The sequence below is a fragment of the Exiguobacterium sp. s75 genome (genome assembly GCF_018617145.1).
GTDB classification, from domain to species: Bacteria; Bacillota; Bacilli; order Exiguobacteriales; family Exiguobacteriaceae; genus Exiguobacterium; species Exiguobacterium profundum.
Map to the genome: position 1 here is coordinate 53,515 of NZ_JACSJQ010000003.1, position 12,198 is coordinate 65,712.

Below are 12,198 nucleotides of genomic sequence, written 5' to 3' on the forward strand. Positions count from 1 at the left end.
TTCGAGACGCCGCTTCCGTTATGGGAGGCGGCGTCTTTTTATCTTTTATAAGGGGGAGTTAGTATGAAATTTACAGATCACTTACGTCAAGAAGCGGATGGATTGTTTGAGGCAAGCTTTCATCACCCATTTGTTCGTTCACTCGGAGAAGGGACGCTCGATGAGAAGAAGTTCAGACATTATGTCATGCAAGACTCATACTATTTGAATCAGTTTTCAAAAGTGCAGGCGAAAGGGGCAACCCTCGCACCGACGATGGAACTATCGAGCCGCTTTTTGACGCATGCCTTACACACGATTGAGGCGGAACTCTCCCTTCATCGAGAGTTCTTTACGATGCTCAACGTGACGGATGTCGAATTGGCGACATTTGAGCCAGCACCGACCGCTTATGCGTATGCGCTCCATATGCAACAGGCAGGACCGACTCTCGGGGACGTGCTGGCATCGATTCTTCCATGCTACTGGGTGTATTACGAGATTGGTGAACGTCTGAAAGACAAGCGTCCGGACCATCCGATTTATTCGGCCTGGATTGCGACATACGGCTCTGAATGGTTCCGCGAACTGGTGGAAGAGCAAATTGATCGGTTGGATGAACTGGCTGGTCAAGCGACGGAAGAGGAACGTGTACGTTATACGAAACTGTTCTTGAAGAGTTGCTATTACGAAGTCGCTTTTTGGGAAATGGCGTGGACGCTTGAGTCGTGGACATTGTCGCAGGAGGTCAACCAATGAGACATGAGATTTGGAATGAGATTCGACAGCAGGCGCCATTGATTCACAACATCACGAACACGGTTGTGGCGAATTTTTCAGCGAATGGACTGCTCGCGATCGGCGCCTCTCCAGTGATGGCAGACGCGATTGAAGAAGTAGCAGAGATGACATTCGTGAGCGACGCGCTCGTACTTAACATCGGTACACTTGGAACGATGACGGAAGCGACGATGATTCGCGCAGGACAGGCGGCGAACGAAGCGGGATGCCCGATTATACTCGACCCGGTCGGTGTCGGAGCGACGTCATTTCGACGAGATGTGGTCGAACGCATTTTGCGTCATGTTCGTGTATCGGTCATTCGAGGGAATGCAGGAGAGATTGCGACATTGATTGGCGTCGATTGGGCGGCTCGTGGTGTCGATGCGGGTGACGGTGCATGCGAGCCGAGACAATTGGCGCTTGAAGCAGCGAAACGATACGGATGTGTCGTGGCCGTGACTGGAAAAGAAGATATGGTCAGTGACGGACATGTCGTCATGGAAGTCCGAGGTGGGACGAAACGGATGACTGAGACGACTGGTACAGGGTGTTTACTGAGTGCGGTGGTCGGAGCTTGCTTGGCAGTCGAAAAGAATGCCCTCAAAGCGACGGTGACCGCCATGTCAGGCTACGCCTATTGTGGGGAGCTAGCGAGTGAACGGGCAGAAGGGCCGGGAGACTTCCCGATTCACTTTTTAAATGCACTCCATCAATTGACGCAATATACAATCCCGACGAATCGAATCGAGGTGTCGACATCATGAGACCGCAAGTATTGACGATTGCAGGATCTGATTCAGGGGGCGGAGCTGGGATTCAAGCCGATCTAAAAACGTTTCAAGAGCTCGGTGTGTTCGGGACGAGTGTGTTGACTGCGATTACCGCCCAAAACACACTTGGGGTCCATGGAATCGAGGCGATTTCCACGGAAATGATTATCCAACAAATTGATGCGGTAGCGGATGATTTTAACATCACCGCTTGTAAAACCGGGATGTTGGTGGATGCGGAACGAATTGAAGCGGTAGCGAAAGAGCTCGAACGATATCATTTCGAACATGTGGTGGTCGATCCGGTCATGGTGGCGAAAGGTGGCGCTTCCTTGTTGCAAGTTAGTGCAGTCGAAGCACTGCGCACGAAGTTGCTACCGCAGGCAACCATCGTGACCCCGAATATTCCTGAAGCAGAAGTCTTAGCGGGAATGGACATTCGAACGGAGGCAGACCGTATGAAAGCCGCGCAGGCGATTCGAGCCCTTGGGGTCGATACCGTCATTATCAAAGGTGGGCACGCGGATGATGTGGAAGCCGTTGATTTAATTATGAGTGAAACTGAAGCGTTCCGTGTAAAAGCACCTCGAATCCAAACGAAAGATACGCACGGGACGGGATGTACGTTCTCTGCAGCTTTGACGGCCGAACTGGCATATGGGAAGACATTGCGTCAAGCAGTCGTAGATGCAAAACAATTTATCCATCAAGCGATTACACATGAATTATCGATTGGACAGGGGCATGGACCGACGAATCATTGGGGACATCGTTTAGCGAAAGAAGAGGTGATTACCGTTGACGTCATGTACGAAACAAGCGCTCGCTAAGCAGCTTCGCCTTTACTTTGTGTGTGGAACGACGGATGCATCTGATTTGGTAGCGACCGTCAAAACGGCTCTTCGATGTGGTGTGACATGTTTTCAATTTCGCGAAAAAGGTAAAGATGCATTGTATGGAGATGAAAAAGAAGCAATGGCAAGGACGCTCCACCGTCTGTGTAGAGAAGCGGGTGTTCCGTTCATCGTCAATGACGACGTCGACTTGGCGCTCGCGATTGACGCGGATGGCATCCACGTTGGACAGGATGACTTACCTGCCAAACAGGTTCGAGAACGGCTAGGACCAGATAAATGGTTGGGGGTGTCTGTCCATACGATGGAGGAAGTCAGAATGGCTCTTCCATTTGCAGATTATGTCGGCATCGGTCCGATTCATGAGACGCAAAGTAAGTTGGATGCAGGACAAGTGCGTGGTACGGAACTGATTCAACAAGTTCGCCGACACCACCCACTGCTTCCGATTGTGGGGATCGGGGGCATTCGTCCAGAGCATGTCCCTGCTATTATGGCTGACGGGGCTGACGGTGTTGCCGTCATCTCTGCCATCGCTTCTGCACCGGATGTAGCAACGGCTACCCGGCGTTTCGCTTGTCTATGAATTCAATTTTTGAGGAGGAAGACAGATGAACGTATTTGTTATCGGTGCAAACGGTCAGATCGGCCGTCAGTTTGTCGAAAAATTACACAATGAAGGGAAGCATCACGTCACAGCGATGGTTCGTAAAGAAGAGCAGCTCGAGGATTTCAAGTCAAAAGGATACAACGCGGTACTCGGTGACCTTGAAGGTTCGGTAGAAGATTTACAGAAAGCCATCGATGGAATGGACGTCATCGTGTTCGCGGCTGGTTCTGGTGGAAGTACCGGCGCAGACAAGACGCTCTTGATTGACCTAGACGGTGCAGCAAAGAGTATCGAGGCGGCACAAGCGAACGGGAACATCAAACACTTCGTCATGGTCAGTGCCTTGAAAGCAGAGGATCGCTCGGCTTGGCCAGATTCGATGAAACCTTACTACGTAGCGAAGCATCATGCCGATCGTTTACTCGAACAGAGTGGACTCACGTACACGATTGTACGTCCGGGTGCATTGACAGATGATGCAGGAACGGGCAAAGTGAACACGCAATTCGAGGGAAGTGGAGAGATTCCACGCGAAGACGTGGCATCATTCTTGGTGCATGTCCTCCATAACCATGCAAATGCACAGAACAAAGCGATTGATTTGATCAAAGGGGATACCCCAATCGAAGAAACGTTATAATGTGTCGAATGAAGAACGGGATGTGGTTCATCCCGTTTTTTGTCGCGTTAAAGAGGGAAAAGAACGCAGGATAACGAAATAGAAGAATACGAACAGGTGAGGAGGTTCCGCATGACCGAGATGTTCATTTATCTGGCGGTCTATTTGTTGCCGTCATTTTTACTCGGCTTTTTAGCACTCGATGTCTTTCAACGAAATCCGAATAAAGTCGAGCATCGTTTGCTGAGCCTGTTTGTGTTCGGTTATTCGATGCTCTTCTTGGCTGAATTTGTCCGCCATCTATCGCCGATTGAATACAGTCCGGCACTCATTGCCTATTGGTTTGGGAACGCTGGGATTTTCATTTTTATCTTCTCTGTTCATTTCATATTAAGTATCACAGGCGTCGGCGCAAAGGCACCGAAGTGGTTGTATCCATGGGTCGTCTATTTACCATTGATTCCTGTTGTGTTGACGTATGTCCGTCAGGAGAATATCATCAACAGTCAACAGTTTGAACAAGTAGGCATTTGGATTTATCCTGAGTTCAACTCATCGTATTTAACTACGTTGACCGTCGGAAACATTTTTCACATCTTGATTATTGGTCTCATTTTTTATGCATTGAAGCGTGCGGAACGAAGAGAACACCAACGCGTATTGCGCATGCTTTTTTGGACTGCAAATGCCGTACTAATATGGGATATTGTATTCGGCTACTTTCAATTTCGTGGGTTGATCCCACCCTATTCATACATGTATGGGGGGCTTGTTTGGGCGGTAGCATTGGTAGTTGCAATGAATCGTTTAGACTTCTTAACCTCTTATGTAAAACGATATGGAACACTTTATAATTTAAATCCATCCGCCATCTTGTTGATTGACCCGGATGGGAGGGTGGAAAGTACGAATCCGGCCGCACGCACGCTATTTCACACTGTCCGTGTCGTGAATGAACGGTTTATCGATTTGTTGCCAGAAAAGAAAAAAGCAGAATGGGTGGAACACTATCACCAACATGTTCGGACACGTAAAAAGTTTATAGAATTCGAAACGAAGATTATGACGAAATCTGGGCAAGAGCTTTACGTTGTCATTGATGGGGATTTTGTCGATATCGACCGCACGATTCACGGGATGATTATCATTCGGGATGTCCACTCGTTTAAAGAGGCCGAGCAAACAATCCGATTCTTTGCCTATCATGACCCACTGACGAAGTTGGCCAACCGACGTGCATTTTATGAACGCGCAGACCAGGCGTTGCTTAGTTCCTCGATGCTGTCTTTATTGATTATTGATTTGGACGGTTTTAAAGCAGTCAATGATACGTACGGTCACCAGATTGGAGATTATTTCTTAACTCATTTGGGTGGATTGCTGGAAGCGTCGACACGAGACGTTGGCTTGGCCTCTCGTGTTGGCGGGGATGAGTTTTATATTTATTTAGTGGATTTAACAGAATCGGAAGTGCTTGCATTTATTCACGAACTTCAGATGACGTTAAATCAAAACCCTTACCACACGTCCGATGTGACGATTCCAATCCGTGCGAGTATTGGGGTCAGTCATGCTCCCGACCAAGGAACAAATTTAGACACGTTGATCCATAAAGCGGATCAAGCGATGTATCAGATCAAGCAAGATGGAAAAAATGATTATGCCATCTATGACGAAGCGTTACATGGTCCGAAATAAAGGGAAAATAGAAGTGTTTGATTATGGAGAGGAGGATGCAACATGTCAGAAAGACCGTTAGTGACGATGCGCGCCGAGGGAGAAGCCGGAGGCGTCAAGACGACTGTACGTGTAGGCGAGCACACTCCATTTATCGTAGATGAGCCAGAACGACTCGGTGGAACGAACAAGGGTCCGAATCCGCTCGAGTATCTTCTCGGTGCCCAGTCGTCCTGTACGACCATCATGATTGCCTATGCCGCTCAGGATTTGAACTTTGAGTATGAAGGGGTCGAGTTCGTGACAGAAGGGACGCTCGATCCTCGAGGATTCCAAGGGATGGAAGGTGTCCGAACTTACTTTGAGTCGACACATATGAAAATCGTATTGGATACGACCGAATCGGATGAGCGAATCGAAGCATTAAGAAAGGCTGTCGAGGCACGTTGTCCGATTCATAATCTCATGCATGCAGCAGACGTAGCGATGACGGCAGAATGGACTCGGAAATAAGGATGGGGGCGACCTCATCTTTTTTACATAGGAAGTAAGAAAAGAATACGGAGGGAAGACGCATGCATCACCGACCGATGACGTGTGAATGGGCAGGACAAATTCAAGAATGGACGTACGGAGCTCCTTATGACTTTTATAATCAATCGCCTTCTGAAGAGGGAGTCGCCGAGTTGATGACGTATCAGGCGATTGTAGAGGAGCATGAGCTGATTGGATTTTATTGCATCGGTTCCCCGGCTCAAGTGCCCAATTCGACATATCCATATTCGTCAGATTTCACGGACATCGGATTGGGGATGCGACCTGATTTGACGGGGAAAGGATATGGAAAATCGTTTGTGACATACGTCATGGAGAGAGCGATGGAACGGAGAAAACCGCTTCGCTTGACTGTCGCCTCCTTCAACGAACGAGCGATTCATCTATACGAAACGGTTGGATTTCGTACGATCACATCGTTCGAGCGAAATGAGATTCCGTTTCAAGTGATGGTACGCGATTAACCATATTTTTTCTGATGTGCCTTTTTACGTCGCAAATAATCCTCATCGGCACGAAGTTGATCCCAATATGTTTTGAAGATGCGGGCAGACTCTGCCTTCTCTTCGTCGATTTCGCGCTCATGGATGTCACCATCTTCTTTATATTTACGACCGCCTTTATAATTGGCATAGCGTCGGGCTCGTGTGTAACCCATTTGGATGAACTTTCGGGACATGTCCATCCCGACGAAATCGTCGTTCGCACGATACGCTTCAAACAATTCCATGATTTCTTCGGCAGATTGCTTCGCAATCTCGGGCGTCTTAAATCGCCAATGAGGCAAAATTTCACTTTTATACGGTTCGACAAGTAGCACACCTTGTTCGCCACGACCGACCCGGTACAGTTCGGGTTGTTTTCGGAAGTCGATTTCATCAAAATTTAAATCATAGTCAAATGGCATGTTCATTCCTCCTCGCCTAACGTTTCCCATTAGGTCGGGCGAGGAAACAACTTGAAGGAAAAGGATGGGTTTATATGATCAAGATGGAGACAGAACGGTTGGTCTTAAGAGCATTTACGCTAGAGGACGCAGAGGATATGTATCATTATGCAAAAGATGAGCGAGTCGGACCGATGGCCGGTTGGGCACCTCATGAATCGATTGAAGAAACAAGGGACGTCATTCAATTGTTTATCGAGGAAGCAGGTGTATGGGCCATCGTCTTGAAAGAGACCGGGCAAGTGATCGGTAGCATCGGGTTACACGACCGAAGACCAGACTCGTCGATTCAACATGATGCACAGCGTGAGATCGGTTATGTGCTCAGTCCAGATTATTGGGGAAATGGTTACGTACCAGAAGCCGTTCAGGCGATGATCCGATTCGGATTTGAAGCGTTAGGACTAGAACGGATTTGGTGCGGCTACTTCAGCTTCAATGATCAATCGCGACGCGTCGTTGAGAAGTGTGGGTTCACTTATGCGTTCACGAAAACACAAGAATTGACCCGACTCGACGGACGAACGGTAGAAAACCTCGTCCATGTCCAATTAAATCCGACGTTCTCTACACATTGAAGCACGATTTCAATGTGTTTTTTCATGAAATCATAAAAATCCCTTGATATGTAACCGGTTACACATTAAGATGTTTTTGTAAGCGTTTCCAGAACGGAGGATGTCAAATGGCGACCATCAAACAAGTAGCAAAACATGCGAACGTCTCAGTGGCGACCGTATCACGCGTTATGAATAAAAGCGGATATGTGAGCGAAGAGGCGAAAGAAGCGGTCGAAAAGGCGATTGCGGAACTGAATTACGCGCCGAACCGAGTTGCTCGTTCGCTCTATAAAAAATCGTCGAATTTGATTGGACTTATCATGCCAGATATCACGAACCCGTTCTTTCCACAGCTGGCTCGGGCGATTGAGGATGTCGCCAATCAACATGGGTATCAAGTCGTCTTATGTAACACGGATGAACAACTTGAAAAAGAACAGACGTATTTAGTCGCCTTGCAAACGATGCACGTCGATGGCCTGATTATCACCACAAACCATTCGCACAATCCGAATTATGAGACGTTGGATTTACCGATGGTCGCACTAGACCGAATCGTAAAAGCGGGGATCGACGCCGTTGTATCAGATGGATATGAGGGTGGAAAGTTGGCGGCCGACACGCTGTTACAACGTGGTGCGACACGACTGGCACACATTGCCGGACCGGATCATCTCAAAACGGTCAAACGCCGAACCGAAGGATTTGTCGAAGTAGCGGGAGAGAAGCTCGTCGGGATGACCGAGTCCACGTTCACGTTCAAAGACGCCTTGAAAGCGTCCCAAGAGCTGTTCGACCATGCTTGGCCATTCGATGGCATTTTCGCAGCGAACGATGTGATTGCAGCCGCCGTATTACAGGAAGCAGTCCGTCGAGACATTCGTGTCCCAGAAGAGCTACAGGTCATCGGATATGACGGGATCGAATTAGGCGAGATGACGTCTCCGCCGCTGACGACCATCGTCCAGCCGATCTATGAGATGGGGCGACTCGCGACCGAGCGATTGCTCGATTTGATTGAGAAGAAAGACACACGACCGAGAGAAATGCTGTTACCGGTCACGTTACTTGAACGACACACGACAAAGCGGAAGGAGAGATAAAGAATGAAACGCATTGTTGTCATTGGCAGTATATCGATGGACCTTGTCGTCACGTCCGACAAACGTCCACAAGCTGGAGAAACGGTTATCGGTGAATCGTTCCGTACCGTTCCAGGGGGGAAAGGTGCGAACCAGGCAGTCGCTGCTTCCAAGTTAGGCGGCACTGTACAGATGGTCGGTTGCGTTGGAAGTGATCCGTTCGGACAACAGGTGGTTGAAAACTTCAAACGACACGATGTCGATGTCACACATGTTCAAATCATACGGGATGAAGTGACGGGTACGGCCCATATCGTATTGGCTGAGGAAGATAATTCGATCGTCGTCGTCCAATCGGCGAACAAACGAGTCGTTTTCACAGATGAGGAACTCGAACACCTTCTTGACGAGCAGGCATTCGTGCTCCTCCAACTCGAAATTCCAATCGAGACGGTAAAGCAAGTGACCTCTTACTGTAAAGCGAAAGGAATCCCAGTGCTGCTCAATCCGGCACCTTCTCAGCCGCTTCCACCAGAAGTGATTGAAGACGTCACATACTTGACGCCGAACGAACATGAGTGCCGTGACTTATTCAACGGAATATCCGTAGATGATGTTCTCAAACGCTATCCGAACAAATTACTCGTCACGGAAGGCGTCCATGGTGTTCGATTCCATGACGGACAAGACGTGCGGCATGTGCCAGCCATCCGAGCAAACGTCGTCGACACAACAGGAGCTGGTGACACGTTCAACGGCGCGCTCGCTGTCTCCCTCATCGAACAAGATGATTTGGAGACGGCCGTACGGTTTGCCGTAGTCGCATCCGGCATGAGTGTCGAAGGCTTCGGTGCACAAGGTGGTATGCCGACACGACAAGATGTACAACAACGATTGGAGCGCGTGTGATGAAAAAACAAGGAATTTTGAATAGTCATTTAGCAAAAATCTTTGCCGACCTCGGGCATACGGATCGCGTCGTCATCGCCGATTGTGGGCTACCGATTCCAGACGGGGTAAAGCGGGTCGATCTTAGTCTCCGCATCGGGGAACCTTCCTTTCTTGAGGTGCTCGATGTCGTCGAATCGGATTTGGTCGTAGAGCGCATCACGATTGCTGAGGAAATCCTCACACACAACCCGACGATTGCGGATTCACTGAAAGAACGGTACAAGAGCATCAACATGTGTTCACATGAAGATTTCAAACGAGAGGTCGCAAAAGCGAAAGTGGTCATTCGAACTGGAGAAGCGACACCTTACGCCAACGTCATCTTACACGCCGGGGTCATTTTTTAAGGGGGGATTCGATGCGTATTCAGTTGAAAGGCATCCATAAGTCGTTCGGACCAGTCTCCGTCTTAAAAGGAGTCGATTTCGAACTGTTGCCTGGAGAAATTCATGCGCTTATGGGCGAGAACGGGGCCGGAAAGTCGACATTGATGAAGGTGATGACCGGTCTGCATGCGCAGGATGAAGGTGAGATTCTCATCGACGGCACGAAACGTCAATTCAAGCACCCAAAAGAAGCGGAGCAAGAAGGCATCGCCTTCATCCATCAGGAGCTCAATATCTTACCGGAGATGACGGTGACAGAAAACTTATTTTTGGGTCGAGAACTGACAGGACCGTTCGGGATGGTCAAACAGCAGGAGATGACCAGACGTGCTCGAGAATACTTGGCTGAATTGAACGTGTTCATGGATGTCGATGAAGTGGCACGCAACTTATCGGTCGGTCAGCAACAGATGATTGAGATTGCCAAGGCGCTCATGACAGATGCGAAGGTCATCGTCATGGATGAACCGACGGCCGCGTTGACGGATCGCGAAATCCAGGCGCTCTTCGCCGTGTCTCGTGCCTTACGAGATCAAGGCGTGTCCATCATCTATATCTCACACCGAATGGAAGAGATTTTTGACTTATGCGACCGAATCACGGTACTTCGGGATGGACAATCCATTTCGACTCGTACGATTCAGGACACCTCATTTGAGGAAACGGTGCGCGATATGGTCGGTCGCGAGATTGGGGAACGCTATCCGACACGTACCGCGACTCTCGGGGACGTCGTGCTCGAGGTGGATGATTTAATCGGTAACCGGTTCCACAACGTATCGTTCAACGTCCGTGCCGGAGAAATTATCGGGTTTTCCGGATTGATGGGAGCGGGACGGACCGAGGTGATGCGTGCCTTATTCGGAGCAGACACGCACAAAGGGGGAGTCATCAAACTGAACGGGCAACCGATTCGAATCAAAACTCCGGCCGACGCCATCAAGCACGGCATCGCGTTTTTGACAGAGGACCGAAAAGGGGAAGGCTTACTCCTCGATTTCTCGCTAAGAGAAAACCTGTCGCTCCCGACACTCGATAAACGAGCAAAAGGGTCTGTCATCTCGAAGCAACAGGAGGAGACGTTCGCCGAGACATACTTACAAAAATTGCGGGTCAAACATCATTCGATGGAACAAAAAGTGAAGTCGTTGTCTGGTGGGAATCAACAGAAGATTGTGCTCGGCAAATGGTTAGGTGTCGAACCAGACGTCTTGATTTTGGATGAGCCGACCCGAGGCGTCGACGTCGGTGCCAAGAAAGAGATTTACAACATCATGAGCGATCTCGCGGAATCAGGCGTCGCCATCATCATGGTCTCTTCTGATTTACCGGAAGTACTCGGGATGAGCGATCGGATTGTCGTCATGCGAGAAGGTGTGGTGACCGGGACGCTCACGAAAGATGAGGCGACACAGGAAAAAGTAATGACGTATGCGACAGGAGGGCAATGATATGGAATTGAAAGCAACGACCGGACTGAAGCGCCCGGGTCGACTCGGATGGGGGCAAAAACTAGGACCGCTGTTTGGTCTGCTCGTCATTGTTGTCGTCGTGACGGCGCTCGAACCAGGATTTTTATCATTAAATAATATCTTTAACGTACTCCGCCAAGTGTCGATCAATGCCTTGATTGCCTTCGGGATGACGTTTGTCATCTTGACAGGGGGAATCGATTTATCGGTCGGGTCGATTTTGGCGCTCGCTTCTGCACTAGTGGCAGGCATGATGGTGGACGGTCAACATGCGGTTATGGCCGTCGCACTCGGCTTGATTGCAGGTGCCGTTCTCGGGGCCTTTAACGGGGCGGTCATCACGTACGGGAAAGTGGCACCGTTCATCGCGACATTGGCTACGATGACCATTTATCGGGGCTTGACGCTCGTCTATACAGACGGACGACCGATTACGGGTCTCGGAAATTCCGGTTGGTTCGAGATGCTCGGACGCGGCTACTTCTGGATCATTCCAGTACCGGCATTGACGATGCTACTCGCATTCGGTGTCCTGTATTTCATCTTGAAGAAGACGACATTTGGTCGTCACACGTACGCGATCGGTGGAAATGAAGAAGCGGCGAAATTAATGGGGATTGGCGTCAATAAAGTCAAAATCATGATCTACTCCCTATCGGGTATGCTTGCGGCACTCGCAGGCATCATCTTGACATCGCGCCTTAATTCCGCACAACCGACGGCAGGAACGTCATACGAACTCGATGCCATCGCAGCGGTCGTTCTCGGGGGAACGAGCCTAGCGGGTGGTCGAGGTTGGATTGTCGGGACGTTGATCGGGGCGCTGATCATCGGAACGCTCAACAACGGATTGAACCTTCTCGGCGTATCATCTTTCTTCCAACTCGTCGTAAAAGGTGCAGTTATATTGTTTGCAGTATTGCTTGATCGTCGACAAAACGCGTAACACACGAA

The 12,198-nt window shown here is 49.4% G+C and carries 15 protein-coding genes; 14 read left to right on the forward strand and 1 reads right to left on the reverse strand.

Annotation, left to right across the window (positions count from 1 at the left end):
- Positions 1-63: 63 nt before the first annotated feature.
- From tenA to KNO68_RS11440, 8 genes are all read left to right on the forward strand, one after another.
- Positions 64-738 (forward strand): thiaminase II, encoded by a 675-nt coding sequence (tenA, locus tag KNO68_RS11405; protein WP_031421962.1) that lies wholly within the window; start codon positions 64-66, stop codon positions 736-738.
- Complete coding sequence (thiM, locus tag KNO68_RS11410; RefSeq protein WP_215112500.1) at positions 735-1,526, forward strand: hydroxyethylthiazole kinase; 792 nt, start codon at positions 735-737, stop codon at positions 1,524-1,526. The genes tenA and thiM overlap by 4 nt, the downstream gene beginning before the upstream one ends.
- Positions 1,523-2,362, forward strand: coding sequence for a bifunctional hydroxymethylpyrimidine kinase/phosphomethylpyrimidine kinase (gene thiD, locus KNO68_RS11415; RefSeq protein ID WP_215112501.1), 840 nt, complete (start codon positions 1,523-1,525; stop codon positions 2,360-2,362). The genes thiM and thiD overlap by 4 nt, the downstream gene beginning before the upstream one ends.
- Entirely contained in the window at positions 2,331-2,972 is a 642-nt protein-coding gene (gene thiE / locus KNO68_RS11420) for a thiamine phosphate synthase (RefSeq protein ID WP_214774084.1), read from the forward strand. The genes thiD and thiE overlap by 32 nt, the downstream gene beginning before the upstream one ends.
- A gap of 25 nt (positions 2,973-2,997) precedes the next feature.
- Positions 2,998-3,636 (forward strand): SDR family oxidoreductase, encoded by a 639-nt coding sequence (locus KNO68_RS11425; RefSeq protein WP_214872941.1) that lies wholly within the window; start codon positions 2,998-3,000, stop codon positions 3,634-3,636.
- Positions 3,637-3,747: 111 nt separating this feature from the next.
- Complete coding sequence (locus KNO68_RS11430; RefSeq protein WP_214687665.1) at positions 3,748-5,313, forward strand: GGDEF domain-containing protein; 1,566 nt, start codon at positions 3,748-3,750, stop codon at positions 5,311-5,313.
- A 42-nt stretch (positions 5,314-5,355) separates the two neighbouring features.
- The gene (locus tag KNO68_RS11435) at positions 5,356-5,805 is read left to right on the forward strand and encodes an OsmC family protein (RefSeq protein WP_031421969.1); all 450 of its coding nucleotides are present in this window, start codon (positions 5,356-5,358) and stop codon (positions 5,803-5,805) included.
- 62 nt (positions 5,806-5,867) lie between these two features.
- Positions 5,868-6,311 (forward strand): GNAT family N-acetyltransferase, encoded by a 444-nt coding sequence (locus tag KNO68_RS11440; protein WP_215112502.1) that lies wholly within the window; start codon positions 5,868-5,870, stop codon positions 6,309-6,311.
- On the opposite strand, the gene KNO68_RS11445 is transcribed toward KNO68_RS11440, so the two are convergent.
- Positions 6,308-6,754: a DUF4385 domain-containing protein gene (locus KNO68_RS11445; RefSeq protein WP_211782115.1), complete on the reverse strand. Its 447-nt coding sequence runs from the start codon at positions 6,752-6,754 to the stop codon at positions 6,308-6,310. The two genes, KNO68_RS11440 and KNO68_RS11445, sit on opposite strands and share 4 nt — an antisense overlap.
- Before the next feature lie 74 nt (positions 6,755-6,828).
- On the opposite strand from KNO68_RS11445, the gene KNO68_RS11450 reads away from it, so the two are divergent.
- From KNO68_RS11450 to KNO68_RS11475, 6 genes are all read left to right on the forward strand, one after another.
- Complete coding sequence (locus KNO68_RS11450) at positions 6,829-7,371, forward strand: GNAT family N-acetyltransferase (RefSeq protein WP_215112503.1); 543 nt, start codon at positions 6,829-6,831, stop codon at positions 7,369-7,371.
- 107 nt (positions 7,372-7,478) lie between these two features.
- Positions 7,479-8,456: a LacI family DNA-binding transcriptional regulator gene (locus KNO68_RS11455; protein WP_211782117.1), complete on the forward strand. Its 978-nt coding sequence runs from the start codon at positions 7,479-7,481 to the stop codon at positions 8,454-8,456.
- A gap of 3 nt (positions 8,457-8,459) precedes the next feature.
- Complete coding sequence (gene rbsK / locus KNO68_RS11460) at positions 8,460-9,344, forward strand: ribokinase (RefSeq protein WP_215112504.1); 885 nt, start codon at positions 8,460-8,462, stop codon at positions 9,342-9,344.
- Positions 9,344-9,733 carry a D-ribose pyranase gene (gene rbsD / locus KNO68_RS11465; RefSeq protein WP_215112505.1) on the forward strand — a complete coding sequence of 130 codons (390 nt, stop codon included), beginning with the start codon at positions 9,344-9,346 and terminating at the stop codon, positions 9,731-9,733. Before rbsK ends, rbsD begins: the two co-directional genes overlap by 1 nt.
- A gap of 11 nt (positions 9,734-9,744) precedes the next feature.
- Positions 9,745-11,223 carry a sugar ABC transporter ATP-binding protein gene (locus KNO68_RS11470; RefSeq protein ID WP_215112506.1) on the forward strand — a complete coding sequence of 493 codons (1,479 nt, stop codon included), beginning with the start codon at positions 9,745-9,747 and terminating at the stop codon, positions 11,221-11,223.
- Position 11,224: 1 nt separating this feature from the next.
- Positions 11,225-12,190, forward strand: coding sequence for an ABC transporter permease subunit (locus tag KNO68_RS11475; RefSeq protein WP_012727561.1), 966 nt, complete (start codon positions 11,225-11,227; stop codon positions 12,188-12,190).
- The last annotated feature ends 8 nt before the right edge of the window (positions 12,191-12,198 follow it).